The 19,442-nt window shown below is 67.5% G+C and carries 16 protein-coding genes and 1 pseudogene; 11 read left to right on the top strand and 6 right to left on the bottom strand.

All coding sequences use genetic code 11. The features are described 5' to 3' along the window. The first annotated feature begins 18 nt into the window (after positions 1-18). The 3 genes from U5771_RS09205 (at position 19) to U5771_RS09195 (ending at position 2,029) form a co-directional block, all read left to right on the top strand. A complete protein-coding gene (locus U5771_RS09205) occupies positions 19-417 on the top strand; it encodes a nuclear transport factor 2 family protein (protein WP_322023806.1) in 399 nt (132 codons plus the stop codon). A gap of 137 nt (positions 418-554) precedes the next feature. Further along, complete coding sequence (locus U5771_RS09200) at positions 555-824, top strand: MoaD/ThiS family protein (RefSeq protein ID WP_060107490.1); 270 nt, start codon at positions 555-557, stop codon at positions 822-824. A gap of 56 nt (positions 825-880) precedes the next feature. Next, entirely contained in the window at positions 881-2,029 is a 1,149-nt protein-coding gene (locus tag U5771_RS09195; protein WP_322023662.1) for an exo-alpha-sialidase, read from the top strand. 29 nt (positions 2,030-2,058) lie between these two features. Here the strand turns inward: U5771_RS09195 and U5771_RS09190 are convergent, their stop codons facing one another. Further along, positions 2,059-2,982: a LysR substrate-binding domain-containing protein gene (locus U5771_RS09190; RefSeq protein WP_322023661.1), complete on the bottom strand. Its 924-nt coding sequence runs from the start codon at positions 2,980-2,982 to the stop codon at positions 2,059-2,061. A gap of 147 nt (positions 2,983-3,129) precedes the next feature. On the opposite strand from U5771_RS09190, the gene U5771_RS09185 reads away from it, so the two are divergent. After that, entirely contained in the window at positions 3,130-3,555 is a 426-nt protein-coding gene (locus U5771_RS09185; RefSeq protein WP_322023660.1) for a PACE efflux transporter, read from the top strand. Positions 3,556-3,780: 225 nt separating this feature from the next. On the opposite strand, the gene U5771_RS09180 is transcribed toward U5771_RS09185, so the two are convergent. From U5771_RS09180 to U5771_RS09165, 4 genes and pseudogenes are all read right to left on the bottom strand, one after another. Then, a complete protein-coding gene (locus U5771_RS09180; protein ID WP_322023659.1) occupies positions 3,781-4,728 on the bottom strand; it encodes a choline ABC transporter substrate-binding protein in 948 nt (315 codons plus the stop codon). Positions 4,729-4,838: 110 nt separating this feature from the next. Then, positions 4,839-5,840 carry a GlxA family transcriptional regulator gene (locus U5771_RS09175; RefSeq protein ID WP_322023658.1) on the bottom strand — a complete coding sequence of 334 codons (1,002 nt, stop codon included), beginning with the start codon at positions 5,838-5,840 and terminating at the stop codon, positions 4,839-4,841. A gap of 117 nt (positions 5,841-5,957) precedes the next feature. Continuing rightward, the gene (choW, locus tag U5771_RS09170) at positions 5,958-6,854 is read right to left on the bottom strand and encodes a choline ABC transporter permease subunit (protein WP_322023657.1); all 897 of its coding nucleotides are present in this window, start codon (positions 6,852-6,854) and stop codon (positions 5,958-5,960) included. Beyond that, a pseudogene (locus U5771_RS09165) lies at positions 6,847-8,258 on the bottom strand (quaternary amine ABC transporter ATP-binding protein); the annotation flags it as partial. The pseudogene U5771_RS09165 and the gene choW, both read right to left, overlap by 8 nt. Positions 8,259-8,616: 358 nt before the next feature. Between U5771_RS09165 and U5771_RS09160 the strand changes: the two are divergent. Both U5771_RS09160 and U5771_RS09155 read left to right on the top strand, forming a co-directional pair. Continuing rightward, on the top strand, positions 8,617-12,033 hold the full coding sequence (locus U5771_RS09160) for a DUF2339 domain-containing protein (RefSeq protein WP_322023656.1): 3,417 nt from the start codon (positions 8,617-8,619) through the stop codon (positions 12,031-12,033). Next, positions 12,030-13,385, top strand: a complete 1,356-nt coding sequence (locus U5771_RS09155) for a DUF3999 domain-containing protein (protein ID WP_322023655.1) — start codon at positions 12,030-12,032, stop codon at positions 13,383-13,385. Before U5771_RS09160 ends, U5771_RS09155 begins: the two co-directional genes overlap by 4 nt. A gap of 28 nt (positions 13,386-13,413) precedes the next feature. Here the strand turns inward: U5771_RS09155 and U5771_RS09150 are convergent, their stop codons facing one another. Further along, positions 13,414-14,214, bottom strand: a complete 801-nt coding sequence (locus U5771_RS09150) for a GNAT family N-acetyltransferase (RefSeq protein ID WP_322023654.1) — start codon at positions 14,212-14,214, stop codon at positions 13,414-13,416. A 324-nt stretch (positions 14,215-14,538) separates the two neighbouring features. Here U5771_RS09150 and U5771_RS09145 point away from each other — a divergent pair, with 324 nt between their 5' ends. The 5 genes from U5771_RS09145 to U5771_RS09125 all read left to right on the top strand — a co-directional run. Beyond that, positions 14,539-14,844 carry an NIPSNAP family protein gene (locus U5771_RS09145; RefSeq protein WP_322023653.1) on the top strand — a complete coding sequence of 102 codons (306 nt, stop codon included), beginning with the start codon at positions 14,539-14,541 and terminating at the stop codon, positions 14,842-14,844. A gap of 302 nt (positions 14,845-15,146) precedes the next feature. After that, positions 15,147-15,797, top strand: a complete 651-nt coding sequence (locus U5771_RS09140; protein WP_059534039.1) for an NADPH-dependent FMN reductase — start codon at positions 15,147-15,149, stop codon at positions 15,795-15,797. A gap of 223 nt (positions 15,798-16,020) precedes the next feature. Next, complete coding sequence (locus tag U5771_RS09135; protein WP_322023652.1) at positions 16,021-16,239, top strand: transcriptional regulator; 219 nt, start codon at positions 16,021-16,023, stop codon at positions 16,237-16,239. A gap of 92 nt (positions 16,240-16,331) precedes the next feature. Then, positions 16,332-17,234, top strand: a complete 903-nt coding sequence (locus U5771_RS09130) for a ferritin-like domain-containing protein (RefSeq protein ID WP_322023651.1) — start codon at positions 16,332-16,334, stop codon at positions 17,232-17,234. Positions 17,235-18,398: 1,164 nt separating this feature from the next. Next, positions 18,399-19,442: ESPR domain-containing protein (locus tag U5771_RS09125; RefSeq protein ID WP_322023650.1), on the top strand; the 1,044-nt coding region annotated here is incomplete at its 3' end.

Below are 19,442 nucleotides of genomic sequence, written 5' to 3'. Positions count from 1 at the left end.
AATCAGCGGAGAAAACCCATGGTCTCGTCGTCCGACGCACTATACACGCGGCAGGTCGATACCTACCTGAAAGCGCTCGAACACGGCGACGTCGTCGCGATCTGCGCATTGTTCACGCCGGATGCGCGGATATTCTCGCCGTTTCTCGGCTGGATGGCGCCGCGGCCCTTCTTCGAAAAAGTCGCGGCGGCATCCGGACAAAGCCGCATCACGCCGATCGACATCTGCGTCAGCGCGACAGGCGCACGTCGGGCCACCGGCTATTTCGTCTACGATTGGGGACTGAAAGACGGCGCCGCGGTGCGGTTCGAGTGCGTCGACGTTTTCGAATTCGACGACGACGCGCGCATCGAGCGCATGATCATCGTCTATGACACGCATCCGGTGCGAAGTACGGTCGGCGACAAATACGCGTAGCCGCGCGAGCGCGCGCCGGCCATTGCGCGGCGCAGCAACAGCGCCGCGCCGCCGCTCGTACGCCAATGTCGCTGCCGGACCGCTCGATCGCCTACACTACAGACCGTCCCCCCGCACGGCTCCTGCCCGTCACTGTCATGGCACACCTCTTCTTCGCGGCGTCGATCCAGCGGCATATCGACACGCCCGAGCGCGACATCGACGCACGAACGCTCGGCGAAGCGCTTGAAACCGTCTTCGGCGAACAGCCGCGGCTGCGCGGCTATATCGTCGACGACCAGGGCGCGCTGAGAAAGCATTTGTCGGTGTTCATCGACGGCCAGCCGGTTCGCGACCGGCAACATCTGTCCGATGTGCTCGGCGATGCCAGCCGCGTCTATGTCGTGCAGGCACTGTCCGGCGGATAAAGGGACGCAACGTCACCCAAACGAGCGCCAGGCCGCGCCCACAGGAGACACCCGACATGAACGATCGACTGCTCGTCGCGACCCGCAAGGGCCTGTTCGTGCTGCATGCCGACGGCAACGGCGGCTGGTCGCTCGGCGAGCCGCACTTCATCGGCGAACCGGTCAGCATGGCGCTGGCCGACCCGCGCGACGGCACGCTGTATGCGGCGCTCAATCTCGGCCATTTCGGCGTCAAGCTGCATCGCCGCCGCGCCGGTGCCGCCGCATGGGAAGAATGTGCGGTGCCCGTCTATCCACCGCAACCCGCCGACGAACCGCGCACGGATGCCAGCACCCATGCAGGCACCGGCGACACGGACGACGAAGCGCCCGCCCCGCCGCGCCCGCCCTGGACGCTTCAGCAGATCTGGTCGCTCGAGACCGGCGGCGCCGACGAGCCGGGCGTCCTGTGGGCCGGCACGATACCCGGCGGACTGTTCCGCTCCGACGACGGCGGCGATGCGTGGGTGTTGAACCGCGCACTGTGGGATCGCCCGGAGCGCGCCGAGTGGTTCGGCGGCGGCTACGATGCGCCGGGCATCCATTCGGTGATGGTCGATCCGCGCGACAGCCGGCACGTGACGATCGGCGTCTCCTGCGGCGGCGTCTGGCAGACCTTCGACGGCGGCGCGACATGGCGTGTCACTGCCGACGGCATGGAGGCCGATTACATGCCGCCCGAGCGGCGCGGCGAATCCAACGTGCAGGACCCGCACCGCGTCGTGCAGTGCGCGGCCCATCCCGATGTGCTGTGGACCCAGCATCACTGCGCGATCTTCCGCTCGACCGACGGCGCCGCGCACTGGCAGCGCATCGAAGCGCAGCCGTCGAGCTTCGGCTTCGCGGTCGCCGTGCATCCGACCGATCCCGACACCGCGTGGTTCGTGCCGGCGGTGAAGGATGCGTGCCGGATTCCGGTGAACGGCCGGTTCGTCGTCACGCGCACGCGCGACGGCGGCCGCAGCTTCGAGACCCTGTCGAACGGGTTGCCGCCTGCGCCCGCCTACGATCTCGTGTATCGACACGGGCTCGCGGTGGACGACTCCGGCACGCGTCTCGCGATGGCGTCGACGACGGGCGGGTTATGGACCTCCGGTGACGGCGGCGAAAACTGGCGGCAGGTCTCCGCGCATTTGCCGCCGGTGTACTGCGTGCGTTTCGGGTAACGAACGACCCACACGCATCGCAGCGGAATTCACGCACGCGGCGCGATCCGTGCGACCGCCGCGCGCGTCTGCGCGATTTCCGTTTCGAGCCAGTCGAGAAACTGCCTGACTTGCGGCTCGCGTTCTTTCCCGGGCCGGCACAGCGCGACGAAGCGCGCGCCGGCGAGCCGCACGGACGCTTCGATCGGCGTCAGCGCATCGCGCTCGACGTGTTCGGCAGCCAGCACGGAACTGAGCAGCCCGACACCTTGCCCGTGCAGCACGGCCTGCAGCGCGTAATGCTCGTCGTCGTAATGGCGGAACACCGCGCGCTCGAGCCACGCGTCGCGGCCGGCCGCACGACACCACGATGCCCAGTCGATCGACACCGGCAGCGGCGACGCCCACTCGGTCTCGATCAATTCGAGTTGCTCGTCCGTACGATCGACGTCGAAATCGCACGCTGCAAACGCGCCGAAATATTCGTCGATCAGCGCGATCTCGTGCAGCGCCGGGAACGTGCGCGACGTCGCGCGTATCGCCAGATCGATCCGCGCATCGCGCTCGAGATCGACGAGCGTGTTGCCGGTTTCCACCTTGATGTGCAACTGCGGATCGACGCGGCGGAACCGGCCGAGCCGCGGAATCAGCCACATCGCGGCGAACGCGGGCGTGGTGGTCAGCACCAGCGTGCGCGCATCCGCCGCCGCGGGCCCCACCGCATCGAGCCCGCGACGCATGCCGAGCAACGCGTCGTGGCACGCGCGAAACAGGCGCTCGCCCGCTTCCGTGAGCCGCACGCCGCTCGCGCCGCGCTCGAACAGCAGCACGCCGAGCCGGCTTTCGAGCGACTTGATCTGATGCGATACGGCGGCCGGCGTCACGGAGAGTTCATCGGCGGCCGCCTTGAACGTGCCGAGCCGCGCGGACGACTCGAATACACGTAATGCGGTCAGGGGCAGTTTCGAGAACACGGAACCTCGCGGGCCGGGTCCGGCCGGGTTGAATTCGATTCAATCCGGGTGAGATTAGGTGAATTGAAGCGGGCGTGCAACGCAGGTAGCCTTGCGGGACGTCGCGGCACGGAGCCGCGGCGGCAACCGTCGAACCGGAGAAACAACGTGCAAGGCCTACCGCGCAGGATCATGCAGGCGGTGCTCTATGAGGCGATCGCCATTGCCTGCATTTCGCCCGTGATCGCGGCGCTCTTCAAGCAGGACCTGGTCTATTCGGGCGCGCTGTCGGCGACGATGTCCGCGATCGCGATGCTGTGGAACATGATCTTCAACGCGCTGTTCGAGCGCTGGGAAGCGTCGCGCCGGCAGCCGAAGCGCACGCTCGGGCGCCGGATCCTGCATGCGACCGGATTCGAAGGCGGGCTGATCTTCATCCTCGTGCCGATCGTGGCGTGGTGGCTCGACCTCTCGTGGATCGACGCGTTCGTCGTCGACATCGGGCTGTTCGCGTTCTTCTTCTGCTACGCGTTCGTGTTCCAGTGGGCGTTCGATCGCGTGTTCGACGTGCCGGCGGCGACGAAGGGGTCGTGAGTCGACCGCGTGGCGACGGGCCGTTGCCATCCGGACGCCGTGAGCGCGTTGCGGATCATGGCCGCCGCGTCGATCGCGATCGATCAGCCTGACGCATGGTCCGCGCGCCGCCCTGCCGTCCTGAAAAATGAACAAGCCGCCGGAAACGGGACGTCAGCCCCGCCTCCGGCGGCTCCAGATCGACCTCGGGCTTCCGGCCGCAACCGGAAAGCCCGCGCGCGTCGCTCAATGCACGCCGAGATACGCCTTCACCGCCGGCAGGCCCGGCTTGCCGTCGAGCGTCGTCACGCCGGCCAGCCACTTGTCGAGCGATTGCGGGTTCGCCTTCAGCCACTCGGCGGCGGCCTTGTTCGGGTCTGCCTTGTTCATGATCGGCACCATCACGTGGTTCTCGATCGACGTCGTGAACTGCAGGTTCGACACGAACTTCGCGACGTTCGGGCAACGCTGCGCGTAGTCCGGCGGCGTGGCCGTCAGCACCTTCGCCTCGCCGAAGTTCGGGCCGAACACGTCGTCGCCGCCGGTCAGGTAATCGATCTTCATCTGCACGTTCATCGGATGCGGTTCCCAGCCCAGGAACACGATCCACTGCTTGTCGCGAATCGCGCGATTCACCTCGACCAGCATCCCGGCCTCGCTCGACTCGACCAGCTTGAACTTGCCGAGGCCGAACTGGTTACCGTCGATCATCTTCTTGATCAGCGCGTTGCCGTCGTTGCCCGGCTCGATCCCGTAGACCTTGCCGTTGAGCTTGTCCGCGTACTTCTGGATGTCGGCGAACGACTTCAGGCCGCCCTGGTACACGTAGTCGGGCACCGCGAGCGTGTATTTCGCGCCGGTCAGGTTGGGCGTGGAGAGCACCTTGATCGTGCCGGCCTTCGTGAACGGCTGGATGATCGGGTCCATCGTCGGCGACCAGTAGCCGAGGAACACGTCGATCTGCTTGCTCTTGATGCCGGCGAACGTGATCGGCACCGACGCGATCGTCTTGGTCGGCGCGTAGCCGAGCCCCTGCAGCATCGTCGCTGCAAGACCGGTGGTGGCCGCGATGTCGGTCCAGCCGACGTCCGCGAAGCGCACGTTCTTGCACACGGGCGGGTCGGCCGCATATACCGCCGACATCGGCGCGGCAATCCCGATCCCGCATACCGCTGCGATCAATAGGCGCTTCATCTGTCTTCTCCTCAAAGTGACGTCGTTTTTCATGGGGCGGGATCGATTATTGAAGCCGCGCGCCGCGATCCCGGCGGCGTCGCGCACCGAATGGTTCGCGCGGGGGCGTGTCAGCGCCCCGGCAGCCGGCGCTCGTAGCTCGGCGCGTGACCGAACTGCGCGCGGTACGCCTTGCTGAAGTGGCACGGCGAATGAAATCCGCACGTGGTCGTCACGCGCGCGATCGACGCATCGGTCGTGCGCAGCAGGTCGCGCGCGCGTTTCAGCCGAAGCGTCAGGTAATAGTGGGTCGGCGACACGTTCAGGTACACCTTGAACATCCGCTGCAGGTGCCGCTGCGACAGCCGCACGAGCCGCGCGAGTTCCTCGAGCGACAGCGGCTCCTCGATGTTCGCCTCCATCAGCCGCACGACCTCGATCAGCTCCGCGCGCGAGAAGCCGACGCGCGCATCGACGGGAATCGGCTGCGTGTCGGTCGAGCTGCGGATGCGCTCGAGGATGAACTGCTCGGACACCTGCGCGGCGAGCTGCTGGCCGAAGCGCATGCCGACGAGGTTCAGCATCAGGTCGAGCGGCGCGGTGCCGCCGGTGCAGGTGAGCCGGTCGCGATCGACGACGAACAGCTCGTCGGCGAACCCCACCTGCGGAAACTCCGCATGCAACGCGGACAGGTTCTCCCAGTGCACGGTGCAGCGATAGCCATCGAGCAGCCCGCCCGACATCAGCGCATACGCGCCGGTGCAGATGCCGCCCAGCGGCAGCCCGAGTTCGGCGAGCGCCGCGAGCGTGTCGCGCGCGCCGTCGTCGACCACGTCGCGGATGCGGATCCCGCCGCACACGATCATCACGTCGGGCAGGCTCGTGTAGTCGAGCGCCTGGGTCGGCCGCACCGCGATGCCGTTGCTGGCATGCACGGGCGCGCCATCGAGCGAATAGATCGACCAACGGTAGTGGTCGGCGCGCCCGACGTAGTTCGCCATCCGAAGCACTTCGACCGCGCTCGAGAACGCGATCATCGAGAAGTTCGGCAGCGTCAGGAAGCCGAAATGAGCAAGGGACGAAACCGGTGAAACGCAAGCGGCAGGCACGGCGGCAGCGGCGGCGGACGTCACATCGGGCTCCTGGCGAACGGTTGAGCAGGTTGCACGCGGCCAGCCCCGCGGCAAACGCCACGGCAGCCGGTATCGAATCGGGGGAGGCGGCCGGAAGTCGAACCGGCCGCCGGTTGCTTACGCCTGTGCGGGCGCGGCCTTCGCGCGGAACAGGTGCTTCAGGCCCGAGAACAGCGGTGCTTTCGCGGTGCCCGGCGCACGGCCGAAGCTCTCGGTGATGCGGTCGAGAATGATCGCGAGCAGCACGACCGACAAACCGCTTTCGAAGCCGAGGCCGATGTCGAGGCGCTGGATACTGGCCAGCACGTCGTTGCCGAGGCCGCCCGCGCCGACCATCGACGCGATGATCACCATCGACAGCGCCATCATGATCGTCTGGTTCACGCCCTGCATGATCGACGGCAGCGCGTTCGGGAACTGCACCTTGTACAGCAGCTGCCACGGCGTGCAACCGAATGCCTGGCCGGCTTCGACGATCTCGCGGTTCACGTGGCGAATGCCGAGGCTCGTCAGGCGCACGGCCGGCGGCATCGCGAAGATCACCGTCGACAGGATCCCCGGCACGCGGCCGAGACCGAACAGCATCGCGGCCGGAATCAGGTAGACGAACGCGGGCATCGTCTGCATCAGGTCGAGGATCGGACGCACGATCGCGGCGACCCACTTGCTCTTCGCGGCCCAGATGCCGAGCGGAATGCCGAGCACGAGGCTGATGATCGTCGACGACAGCGTGAGGCCGAGCGTGATGACCGTCTGGTCCCAGAAGCCCGTCGCGAAGATCAGCAGCAGCGACGCGGTGGTGAACAGCGCGAAGCGCCAGCCCACGCGCCACAGCCCGATGCCGATGAAGATCGCCATCATCAGCCACATCGGGATGGCCTGCAGGCTGTGCTCGACGAAGGCGGCGAGACCCTCGATCGCTTGACCGATCGCGTCGAACGTCTTCGCGTCGTGGTCGAGCAGGTAGTGAACGGACTGGTCGACCCAGGAACCGAGCGGAATCATTTCAGACATGGGAGCCTCGCGAACGCGTGATGGCCTTCAGGATGAGTGCGCGGTCGACCGAGCCGCAGTAGCAGCCGTCGTCGTCGACGACGGGCAGTGCATTCGGGCTCGCGACCACGCGCGCGACGACATGTTCGAGCGACGCATCGCGCCGGATGCTTTCGATCGGCCGCACGGACGGCGTGTCCTGACCGATCGCCTCGCGCGTGACGAAGCCGCGGATCTTGCGTGCGGCGTCGAGCACGAACGCGTATTCGGCACTGCCGTTCAGCGTCGCCGCGACGTTCGCGGCATCGCACTTCGACAGGGTCGGCACGGCGCCCGTCTGCATCAGGTCGCCCGCCGTCAGATAGCGGCTCGTGTCGATGCCGTCGAAGAACGCGCGCACGTAGTCGTCGGCCGGGTTCGCGATGATGTCCTGCGGCGTGCCGACCTGCACGAGCCGGCCGCCTTCCATGATCGCGATGCGGTTGCCGATGCGCAGCGCCTCTTCCAGATCGTGCGACACGAACATGATCGTGCGGCGCTGCTCCTTCTGCAGTTGCAGCAGCACGTCCTGCATTTCGCGGCGCTTGAGCGGATCGAGCGCGGAGAACGCCTCGTCCATGATCATCAGCGACGGGTTCACGGCCAGCGCGCGGGCCAGGCCGACGCGCTGCTGCATGCCGCCCGACAGCTCGGACGGCAGCTTGTGCGAGAACGGTGCGAGGCCGACCTGCTCGAGCACCTCCATCGCACGGCGCTCACGCTCCTTCTTGCCGACGCCCGCGACCTCGAGGCCGAACGCGGCATTCGACACCACGGTGCGATGCGGCATCAGCGCGAACGACTGGAACACCATGCTCATGTCCTTGCGGCGCAGCGCGGTCAGCGCAGAGCGGCGTGCCGACGCGACGTCGAGCCCGTCGATCATCACCTTGCCGGCGCTCGGATCGACCAGCCGGTTCACGAGGCGGATCAGCGTGGATTTGCCGGAGCCGGACAGGCCCATCAGCACGAATATTTCGCCTTCCTGCACGTCGAACGATACGTTGTGCACACCGACGACCTGACCGGTACGCTTGAGCACATCGTCTTTCGTCGCGCCGGCAGCGAGCATGTCGAGCGCCTGCTGCGGGTTGCTTCCAAACACCTTGCACAGACCTTCGACCACGACCTTGGGGGCATCCATCGAAACCTTCTCCTCGTGTAGCGGGGACTCACGCGTGTCACTCAACGTGCCTACATAGTTGCCAGAAAAAACCCCGACCTGCCGACGAATTACGACAAACGCTTGCGCAAATACGACACACCCCGCAGCCCCGCCCTGCGGGGCGCTGCGCGCGGCGGCACCCGATTGCGGCAGCGCAATACGCGCATCGCCAATACCGGCGGGCATCGCGGGCGTGACTTGTGCGCAGCAGCGCGACGCGCGAGCGGCGGCGTTTTGCGCCAACCCGCAAAAACCGCGCGTCGCTTTGCGACAATTCCACGTCCGATCGGACCGCCTCGCCTGCCGGGCGCCGGCAAAAAGAATGGTCGTACGAAAATCGGTGCCGCGAACGCGCGACAGCCATGCTTCGCGGCCCGCCCGCAACCCAGAAAATCCCCCATGGCCATTGTGATACATTGCCGGCAAACACGCCGATCGCGACGTCGCCGCGCGTCTTGCGCGTGGCGCTGCGCCGGCGGTGCACGCATGCCGGTTCGCCTGCCGGCCATACCGAAACAGCCTCGATCGCGCCGCGCGACGATCGAAGGACGATAACGAAATGAGAGAGGGAGCTAGGCGATGAATTGGGCTTTTGCCGCAATCGGTTTCATCGTAGGCGGTATCGCCGCATTGTTCGGGGATTTCTCCGCCGCCAACGGCACGCTGCTCGGTGCGGCGCTCGGGTTCTGCATCGGCCACGCGCTGCAGCAACGCACGCGCAAGCCCGGCGGCACGACATCCGACGCATTCGGAATTTCCGCGCCCCCTTTGACGCCGCAACCCTCGCCCGAGCCGCTCGCCGATCGCGTCGCGCGCCTCGAGGCGACGGTCGACGCGCTCACGCGCGAACTCGGCGTGCTGCGTGGCCAGCTCGCCGGCGCGAAGGCCGGCGCCGCCGCGACCGGCAGCGCCGCGCAGGCGCCGTCGACGTCGCCCTCTGCCGTCGCGCCGCCGCCCGCCGCGATCGCGCCTCGACCCTCCGTGCAGCCCGCCGTCGCGAGCGCCGGCACACCCGGGGCGCCTGTCACGCCGGCTCCCGCACCGGCAGTCGCGACGCGGACAAGCGAAGCAACCGCTGCGGTCAGCGTCCCGACGAATGCGCCCGCGGCGACCGCCCGCCCTGCCCCGCCCGCCCCGCCGAAACCCCGCGAACCCGGCATCGCCGAACGTGCGTTGCGCGCCGCGCGCGACTGGCTGCTCGGCGGCAACACGGTCGTGCGCGTCGGCATCATCGTGCTGTTCTTCGGCGTCGCGTTCCTGCTCAAATACGCGGCCGACAACAACATGCTGCCGATCGAATTCCGCCTGGCCGGCACGGCGCTCGCCGCGGCCGCGCTGCTCGCGATCGGCTGGCGCGTGCGTGCGCGCCGCGCGGCGTACGGCCTCGTGCTGCAGGGCGGCGGCATCGGCATCCTGTACCTGACGATCTTCGCCGCCACCAAGCTCTACGCGCTGCTGCCGGTCGGCGCGGCGTTCCCGCTGATGGTCGCGGTGTGCGCGCTGAGCGCATTCCTCGCGGTGAAGCAGAACGCGCTGCCGCTCGCCTTCATGGGCAGCGCGGGCGGCTTTCTCGCGCCGGTGCTGCTGTCGACCGGCCATGGCAGCCATGTCGCGCTGTTCAGCTACTACGCGTTGCTGAACGCGGGCATCTTCGCGATCGCGTGGTTCAAGGCCTGGCGTCCGCTGAACCTGCTCGGCTTCGTGTTCACGTTCACGATCGGCTCGGCGTGGGGCGTGACGGCATACCGCCCCGCGCTGTTCGCGACCACCGAACCGTTCCTGATCCTGTTCTTCCTGATGTATGTCGGCATCGCGCTGCTGTACGCGGTGAAACGCGAACTGGCGCTGCGCCACTACGTGGACGGCACGCTCGTGTTCGGCACGCCGATCGTCGCGACCGCGCTGCAGGCGTCGCTCGTGAAGGACATGCCGTTCGGGCTCGCGTGGAGCGCGGTCGCGCTGTCGGCGTTCTACGTCGCGGTCGCCGCCTGGCTCGCGCGGCGCCGCGATCGTCTCGCGCTGCTGTTCGAAGCGATGCTCGCGCTGGCGGTGATCTTCGCGACGCTCGCGGTGCCGCTCGCGTTCTCGGGTCCGACGACGAGTGCCGCGTGGGCGATCGAAGGTGCGGCGATCGTGTGGGTCGGCGTGCGCGAGAAACGCCTGGCGCCGTTCGGCTTCGGCCTGCTGATGCAGATCGCCGCCGCCGGCGCCTTCTTCACGAGCCTGCTCGGGCCGGCCGACACGAACGCGCTGCCGGTGCTCAACAGCTCGTACATCGCGATGCTGCTGATCGCGCTCGCCGGGCTGTTCACGGGCTGGTGGCTGCACGGGCGCGACGAGGCGCGCGCGTGGCATGCGTGGATGCCGGACGTCGGCGCGGCCGCCGCGGCGTGGGGGCTGCTGTGGTGGCTGAGCGGCGGGCTGCACGAGATCCTCGTCTATGCGGGCCGTCACGTCGATCTGCATGCGGACCGCTTCGTCGTCGACGCGACCGCGCTGTTCGCCGCCGGCACCGCGTGGCTCGCTCACGTCGCGCGCCGCAAGCTCGCGTGGCCGATCGCCGAATGGCCGGCGCTCGCGCTGACGCCGGTGCTCGCGCTGCTCGCCCTGCGTACGTTCGATTCGCATGAAGCGCCGCTGTCGGGCATGGGCGCGTTCGCGTGGCCGATCGCCGTCATCGCATGCTATGCGCTGCTGCTGCGTCAGTCGCGCGGGACGACGACCGCCGGTGCGGCGACCGTCGCGACCGGCGCGACGGGCACGACGGGCACGTTTGCCGTGGCGACCATCCCCGCCCCCGTGATCGCGCCGCTGCACACGCTGATGTTCTGGACGTTGTGCGGGCTGTTCTCGCTCGAAGGCTTCTGGCGACTGCGCGCGTTCGTGCCCGAAGGCGCGTGGAGCTGGAGCGCGTGGGCCTACGGCTTCGGCGCGCTGCTTCTGCTGGTCTCGGGCCCCGGCTCGCGCCTGCGCTGGCCCGTCGCCGCGTTCCCGCGTGCGTACCAGGTGTGGGGCGCCGCGCCGCTCGCCGCGCTGCTGTGGCTGTGGAGCATCGCCAGCGTGACGAGCGACGGCGACGCGTCGCCGCTGTTCTGGCTGCCGCTGCTCAATCCGCTCGACGTCGCGCAATTGCTGATCTTCGTCGCGTTCGCCACCTGGCTGCGCCGCCTGAAGACGCTCGGCGTCACCTGGCATCCGCTGGCGGCCGACCTGGCGGCACTCGCGACCGTGTTCCTGTGGTTCAACGCGCTGCTGCTGCGCACGCTGCATCAGCGTTTGCACCTGGCCTACGACATCGACACCGTGCTGTCGTCGTTCGGGATCCAGCAGGTGTTCATGGTCGGCTGGAGCCTGTTCGCGTTCGCCGGCATGTGGCTGACGCGCCGCGACGGCATCGCGCGCGTGTGCGCGCTCGCGTCGCTGCCGCTGATCGTGGTGATGTGGGTCTGGACCTTCTACGCGAACTTCACGCAGGACGGCGGCAGCTGGGCGCGCGTCCCGCTGCTCAATCCGCTCGACCTCGTGCTCGTGGTGGTCTATGCGCTCGCCGCGTCGTGGTTCGTGCGCGCGCGCAAGCTCGGCTGGTCGTTCGACGCCTATCGCGTCGAGCTGCTCGGCACGGCCGGCGCGACGGCCTTCCTGTGGCTGAACGCGATCCTGCTGCGCACGCTGCATCACTGGACCGGTGTGCCGTACGCATTCGACGCGATGGCGGAATCGACGCTCGTGCAGGCGTCGGTCTCCGTGTACTGGACCCTGTGCGCGCTCGCGACGATGATCTGGGCCACGCGCCGCGGATTGCGTCCGCTGTGGTTCGTCGGCGCCGCGCTGCTCGCGCTCACGGTGATCAAGCTGTTCCTGTTCGACCTGTCGCACGTCACCGGCATCGAACGCATCGTGTCGTTCATCGGCATCGGCATACTGCTGCTGTTGATCGGCTATTTCTCGCCGCTGCCGCCGAAGGCCGCGGCCCAACGGGACGACACCCAACCATGAAACGACTCGCAGCCCTGCTCGGCCTGAGCCTGCTGACGTCGTTCGCGGCAGCCGACGGCTCGCCCGGCGCCGAACGCGTCGCCCGGCGCTTCTCGCTCGATCTCGACGGCAGCGCCGCGTATTACCAGCTCACCGTGCCGCAGGCCGTCTATGCGGCCAGCCGGCGCGACGACCTCGGCGACGTGCGCATCTTCAACGGCGCCGGCGAGCCCGTGCCGTATTCGCTCGATGCGCCCGCCGCGGCAGCCGTGCCGCCGGCGCGCACGCCGGTGCACTGGTTCCCGCTGCCGCCGGCGCACGCCGACGACGCTCACGCGCCGCTCGGCGTGTCGGTCGCGCCGGACGGCTCGCTGCGCGCGGCCGTCACCGTGCCGGCTCGCGCGAAGCACGCGGCCGATCTCGTCGACCTGTCGCATGCGGACGGCGAGGTCGACGCGCTGCTCGTGCATGTGAGCGACGACAGCTTCCAGGGCCGGGTCGCCGTCGAAGCGAGCGACGACCTGCGCGGCTGGCGCTCGCTCGGCAGCACGCAACTGCTGAAGGTCGGCCGCGACGGCGACATGCTGGTGCAGGAACGCATCGCGCTCGAGGGCACGGGGCCGCGCTACCTGCGGCTCGACTGGCTCGACGGCGCGCCCGCGATCGGATCGATCGAGATCGAGACGCAACCGCGCGATGCGCGCACGACGGACACGGCGGCCGTGCCGCGCCAGTGGCGCGACGCCGTGCACGTGCGGGCCGGCAGCACGCCCGGCGAGTACCTGTTCGACACCGACGGCGCGTATCCGGTCGACCGCGTGCGGATCGACCTGCCGCAGCCGAATACGGTTGCGCGCGCAACGCTGCAGAGTCGCCCCGACGCGCAGACGCCGTGGCGCGACGTCGCCGGCGGCGTGCTGTTCCGGCTGCAAGGCAAGGGTGGCGAACAGCGCAACCCGCCGCTGGCGTTCGCGTCGAATCCGGATCGCGCGTGGCGGATCGTCGTCGACATGCGCAACGGCGGGCTCGGCGGCGGCCAGCCGGCCGTCGCGGTCGGCTGGCATCCGGCTGCCCTGACCTTCGTCGCACGCGGCACGCCGCCGTTTACGCTCGGTGTCGGCAATGCGTCGCTGCCGTCGTCGGCCGTGAGCCGCGATGCGCTGCTGGTCGGGATGGCGCCGGAACTGCGGCCCGCGCGCGTCGGCGCGGCGCTGCCGGCCTCGGCGGCCTCGCCGGAGCCGGCTGCCGATGCGGATGCGACCCGCCGTTACGTGCTGTGGGGGGCGCTGGTCGTCGCGGTCGGCGTGCTCGGCACCATTGCGTGGCGCCTCGCGCGGGGCGGCGGTGGCGACACGCGCAATCGCGACGAGTAGGGCCACGCCACCCCGCCGGCACGACGAATCAGGCCGGTGCCGCGCGCACCGTTCGCACCGCGACGCGGCCGTGCGGACGCGGACGCCACGGCGACGAGCGGCAACTGGCCGCACCGGCCGCGCCCATCGCCGGCGAGCGCACACCTCGACGCGCACGCCAGTCAGCCTGGATCGCCGCGATCGCGCGAAGCGCCCGTGATTGCACCATTGCGATAGGCCGCACGACCCGCCGCGATGCCGGCGACGTGCGACGCGCGAGACATGCGACGGGACGCTTGCACAGGATCGCGCTGTCGTAGCGCTTGCCGGTGAAGCGCACGATATCGACGATGTCGAAGCCCTGAGCCCGATAGAACGCCAGCAAATGCGATGCGGGATGCGGCGTATCGAGCGCGAGCAGCGAATAACCGCGCAACGCGGCCCACTGCCCGGCAAACGCGAGCAGCGTCGCTCCGATCCCGCCGCCTTGCCAATCGGGATCGACGGCCACCTGCCGCACGCTCGCGACGCCATCGCGACGGTACAGCGAACACGGCGACGACGGATCGGTTGCGTAGAGCGTCATCGTGCCGACGACGCGACCGCCGGACACCGCGACATAACACTCGCCCGCTTCCGCGCGGCGACGCGTGACGTCTTCGTCCTGGTCGACGCACGTGCAGTTGAGCCCCATCGCGCCGAGTCGCGCGAATGCACGATGCAGCAGCGGGGTGAGCTGCGTGTAGCTGTCGAATGCCGGATCGAAGCGCCGCACGATGACCCGGTCGGCGCGCACGGCAGGCGGCGCGGCGGGTGAACGTTCAGCGATCGTGTTCCGGGGTATCGACATGGCAGCGCTCCGTGGTCAGGATGACCGAAGTCTAGGAGCGCGCCGCGCGGCGTCGCAAGAAAAAATGTCGTAAAAATGACGAGCAATCGAAGCGGAACGAGGGCACGCCGGCGTGCATGCTCATGCGTTCGGCGGCTCCGGACAGGCGCTGGAACACATCGATCGTTGTTCCCGCAAGCAATACGTGACGTGCACTTCGTCGACGACATCATTCCGCGCGCGATCCCGTACTCGCGATGCCCCGCGCGAGCACGCCCGCTTCCTCGTTGACACGCCCGGCGACGCGATCCAGACTCCGTCATCCTTCACAGCACCGCGAGCGCCATGGTCACCTGCTTCCTCCGCTACGTCATCGATCCGTACAAACTCGAGCAGTTCGAAACCTACGGCAAGATGTGGATTCCGCTCGTCGAGCAATTCGGCGGCACACACCACGGCTACTTCCTGCCTTCCGAAGGCGCAAGCAACATCGCGCTCGCGATGTTCTCGTTCCCGAGCCTCGCCGAATACGAGCGCTACCGCGAACGCTCGAAGACCGATCCCGCCTGCCAGGCCGCGTTCCGCTATGCAGAGGAAACGCGCTGCATCGTCAGTTACGAGCGCAGCTTCTTCCGGCCGGTGTTCGAGTAACCCCCGCGCATCGCGCCCCCCTTTCCGGCGCCGGACGAAAAAAAGCCCCGCCTGCATCCGCGCGGCGGGGCCAACCCATGTCAGTAGAGACATCATGGAGGAGACGGGCCCATCTTATCGAGCGCGGCCCGCCGTCCCAACCAAGCATTTCTGCTATCCATCCGCGGCCAGGCGCGCACGCTCGACCCGCGCGCCCGGCATATCGATAGAACGAAAAGTCGTTTTCAGAGTGGCGGCGGGGTCGTTACCATCTGGTTTTAAGCCTGTGCTTAGCCGGGCAAGCCATCCCCAAGGAGCGCCCCTTGACTGCATTCGATCAACACCGCCGCCCGTTCGTGGTCGGCATCGGCGGCACCACCCGGGCCGCGTCATCGACCGAGCGCGCGCTGTCGTTCGCGCTGCGCGGCGCGCAAGCCGCCGGCGCACGCACACGCCTGTTCGACGGCCCGTTCCTGCATACGCTGCCGCACTACGCCCCCGAACACAAGACGCTGACCGACGCGCAGCGAGAGCTGATCGACACCGTGCGCGAAGCCGACGCGATCATCATCGCGACGCCCGGCTATCACGGCGGCGTGTCCGGCCTCGTGAAGAACGCGCTCGACACGCTCGAGGAACTGCGCGCCGACGAGCGTCCGTACCTCGACGGCCGCGCGGTCGGCCTGATCGTCACGGCCTACGGCTGGCAAGCCGCCGGCACCGTGCTGACGTCGCTGCGTTCGATCGTCCACGCGCTGCGCGGCTGGCCGACCCCGTTCGGCGCCACCGTGAACACGCTCGAAACGCGCTTCGACAGCGCCGACAGCTGCTCCGATCCGAAGGTCGTCGCACAGCTCGAGACCGTCGGCTCGCAGGCAGCCGAATTCGCGCTCGCGTTCGCGTCGCATCGCGCGGCCACGCATGCCGCATCGGTCGACGCACTCGCGCCCGTCCTGAAGATCGCCAACCATTAACCCCAGCCTTCCCGCTGCCCGCGCGCGGCCGACGACGTTCGCCGCGCGCGGGCAGCGCGTGTCCGACGGTCCGGCGCGCATCGCGCCGTCGCTCCAGATTCATGCCGGCCCCCCGCGCCGATAACGATCCGGCCCGCCACGTGATTTGCATTGGCCGAAAGATTGGTTCACGCGGGCCGCGGGTTTTCGTACGCTGAAAGCCCGAACCCTCCATGCGCACGCCATGAACCGCACGATCCGTTACAAGGGCTATGAAGTCGCCCCCGTTGCCGCCCGGCTGCCGAACGGGCTGTTCGCCGCGAACCTGACGATCGAGAAGGCGAGCGGCGGTCCGTCGCCGCGCGCCGTGTCGTTCGACGCGATCGATTTCTTCTTCGAAGAGGAACACGCGCTCGCGTATGCGTCCCGCTGGGGACGCCTCTGGGTCGACACGCAGGCCTGAGCGCAGCGCGCGGCGGCACGAGGCCGCTCGAAAATACGCGATTACGGAAGCTATGCAAGAATCTTTCGTCCCGTAATCGCATAACAACAGCCATGTCCGACACGCTGCAGGAAGAGCATGCAGCGGCAGATCACGCCATGCGCAACTGGACCTTCGACAGGCAGGGTCCAGTCAGGATCGGTTCCGATGCGCACAGGCAGATGTTCTGCCGCATGCTGCTCGATACGCACAACCCGTACAAACCGGCCGTCATCGACTGGCCGCCACTCAAGCCCGACGAACTCAAGCGGCTCACGTCGCTGCCGATCTGGGACATCGCCGTGCAAACCGAAGGCCGCGCGTCGATTCGCGTCGCCACCTTCGCCGCAACCGTCGACGATCCGCTGTTGCGCCGGGCGCTCGAGATGGACGGCGGCGAGGAAGCCCGGCACAAGGTCGTGCTGTCGAAGCTGGTCCAGGCATACGGCATCAAGCTCGCCCCCGAACCGGCCTATCCGGCGCCGAAAGACCCCGAGTGGTCGTGGATGGTGACCGGCTTCAGCGAGTGCATCGACAGCTTCTTCGCGTTCGGCCTGTTCCGCTCCGCGCAGCGCTCCGGCTATTTCCCGGCCGAACTCGTCGACACCTTCGAACCCGTGATCCAGGAGGAAGGCCGGCACATCCTGTTCTTCGTGAACTGGTACGCGTGGTACTGGCGGAGTTTGCCGTGGTGGCGCCGGCCGTGGTTCTTCGCACGGGTCGCGGCCGTGTGGGCGCACCTGATCCGGGAACGCATCGACATCGCACGCGGGATCGATACGGACGGCGTCGCGCACGACGCGAACTTTCCGGCGACGAGCACCGCCGACATCGGCGATGCGCTCAACCCGCGCGAACTGATCGAACTGTGCCTCAGCGAGAACGACCGGCGGATGGCCGGGTACGACCAACGGCTGCTGCGCCCAATGTTCGTGCCGCGCATGGCGCGCCTCGCGCTGCGCTTCCTGCGGAAATAACGCCGCGGCGACGGGCGCTGGGCGACGGGTTGCCGGCGGCGCGGGCCGGCGCGCCTGGCGGCCCCTCCGCGCCTTGTCAGGGGCGGTGTGCTGCCGTCATCCGGACCGGGTGGTACAACCCGGCTCGCCCTGCCGCGGTTGCGATCCGCGCGCCGGCTCGCCCTTCCGGACGAGAACGAACCACACCCTGAGTCGAATCCGTCGAGTCGCGCGCGACGCCGCGCCGGCCAACGCGTGCCCGTCGCCGCCACCGTGCGCATCCGACGCGTTTGCGCGCCTCCTTTCCTCCAGCCGAACCGTGCCCGCAGAAACAACGTCAAGTCGACGTGGCGACGATCTGACATTTCACGCTAGCCGCCCTCCATTTCCCCCACCCATTCGCGCCGCCGGGCCGTCATGGCGGACAACCTGTCGCTACCGCGACGGCCACGGTTGCAAGCGTCCCCACACAGGCGATCCGACACCGCATCCAATTGCGCCGGTACCCACTATCTGAAATACCGTCAATAGAACAAATTCGAAACGACGTTTCAATTTCGGGATCGATTGGCTTGTTGCATTTTCTTACAACTTTATGGAGCCGGCCGCCGGGGAAGGCCCGTCCCACGGGCTAGCGCGGCCGGCGCGATGCGCAAGTCGGCATACCTCGACAATCCGCGCCTCATGTTTTTGCGATTTACTCGAAGAAAGTAAATACAATAAAAAATCCAATTCAATACGAAATTAACAAATTAATAAAACCTTCAAATCCATGTGAATGAGCACCCTCACGCCAAACATTACAAATTAGAAAGGTGCGAGTTATCCGCAAACGTTTGCTATTTCATTTGTCTTACTTTTTGATGAAGAAAAAGTGCGGTGGAGCACACAAAATTCACGCAAGCCATTGATTTTTATACATTGCAACGCTTCCCGTCGCGCCCCTCAACATCCTACAGAAAGCATTCTTCATACTTTCAGTTTTGTTATGTTTCGAAACATCAAAACGCGATGCATTAACCATCTTTTAACTTTCAAAACCTTCCATTTTTCACTGTTTGTCAATCTCAAAATAGCACCTCAAATAAACTCCGCCCATCAATTTTGAGATTCGCGCGAGCGCACGGCAGATTCATCTAACGAAAGAGACCGGTGTGTGGCGTGCATATTTGGAGGTAGCAGGACATGAACCGCACGTACCGCTCGATCTGGAACGAAGCTCTTGGCGCCTGGGTCGCGGCATCCGAACACGATTCGGCACGGGGCAAGCCGAACAAGTCGGCCGTTGTGAAGGCCGTTGCAACCGTTGCGCTCGTCGCGGGGGCGACCGTCGGTAACATCGCGCACGCGCAGTACTTCGCAGGCGGCGGCACGTCGACGGGCGCCCAGGCGATTGCCATTGGCGGTAACGGAGGCAGCCAGACAACGGCCAGCGGTTCCACCTCGATTGCGATCGGTGCGAATGCGACGGCGTCCGGCAGCTATTCCCAGGCGTTCGGCCAGGCCACGACGGCGACCGGCGCGAGCTCGATCGGCATCGGCTCCGGTGCCAAGGCGCTCAACACGGGCGCGACCGCGGTCGGCAACGACTCGACCGCATCGGGCACGAGCTCGATCGCGATCGGCGGCGGCAACAGCACCGGCACGGGCGGTGCCATTGCGGCAGGCACCAACGCGATCGCACTGGGCCGGTTCTCGAACGTCAATGCGGCGACCACGTCCGGCATCGCAATCGGCTCCAACGCAACCGTCACGGCGGCAGGCACCAACGGCACGGCGCTCGGTTCGGCCGCCACCGCAGCCGGCTCCGGCGCATCCGCCATCGGCAACGGCGCGACGGCAACGGGTACCAACGCGATCGCGCTCGGCGGCACGGCCAACTACGCATCCAGCGTTGCGATCGGCGCGGGCAGCGTGACCGGTGCAGCAGCGCCGACGGGAACGGGCTATCTGACGGGCAGCGCAGCGCCGACGTCGGAAGTGTCGGTCGGCAGCTCGTCGGCCCTGCGTCGCATCACGAACGTCGCCGACGGCTCGGCACCGCAGGACGCAGTCACCGTGGCCCAGCTCAGCACCGGCATGAGCACGACGACGAGCGCGATCAGCAGCCTGTCGACGTCAGCGTCGACGGGACTTTCGTCGGCTAATAGCTCGATCTCGTCGCTGTCGACCTCGACTTCGACGGGGATCAGCTCGCTGTCCACTGGCCTCAGTTCGACCAATAGCTCG

Origin of the sequence: Burkholderia sp. BCC1977 (assembly GCF_905339595.1) — a bacterium.
Classification (GTDB): Bacteria; Pseudomonadota; Gammaproteobacteria; order Burkholderiales; family Burkholderiaceae; genus Burkholderia.
This window is presented reverse-complemented; position numbering and strand designations above follow the sequence as displayed.

Coding starts and splice junctions, on each gene's coding strand:
- U5771_RS09205 (WP_322023806.1), top strand. CDS start 19: ATGGTCTCGTCGTCCGACGCACTATACACGCGGCAGGTCGATACCTAC.
- U5771_RS09180 (WP_322023659.1), bottom strand. CDS start 4,728: ATGAAGCGCCTATTGATCGCAGCGGTATGCGGGATCGGGATTGCCGCG.
- U5771_RS09195 (WP_322023662.1), top strand. CDS start 881: ATGAACGATCGACTGCTCGTCGCGACCCGCAAGGGCCTGTTCGTGCTG.
- U5771_RS09145 (WP_322023653.1), top strand. CDS start 14,539: ATGGTCACCTGCTTCCTCCGCTACGTCATCGATCCGTACAAACTCGAG.
- U5771_RS09130 (WP_322023651.1), top strand. CDS start 16,332: ATGTCCGACACGCTGCAGGAAGAGCATGCAGCGGCAGATCACGCCATG.
- U5771_RS09135 (WP_322023652.1), top strand. CDS start 16,021: ATGAACCGCACGATCCGTTACAAGGGCTATGAAGTCGCCCCCGTTGCC.
- U5771_RS09150 (WP_322023654.1), bottom strand. CDS start 14,214: ATGTCGATACCCCGGAACACGATCGCTGAACGTTCACCCGCCGCGCCG.
- choW (WP_322023657.1), bottom strand. CDS start 6,854: ATGTCTGAAATGATTCCGCTCGGTTCCTGGGTCGACCAGTCCGTTCAC.
- U5771_RS09200 (WP_060107490.1), top strand. CDS start 555: ATGGCACACCTCTTCTTCGCGGCGTCGATCCAGCGGCATATCGACACG.
- U5771_RS09155 (WP_322023655.1), top strand. CDS start 12,030: ATGAAACGACTCGCAGCCCTGCTCGGCCTGAGCCTGCTGACGTCGTTC.
- U5771_RS09160 (WP_322023656.1), top strand. CDS start 8,617: ATGAATTGGGCTTTTGCCGCAATCGGTTTCATCGTAGGCGGTATCGCC.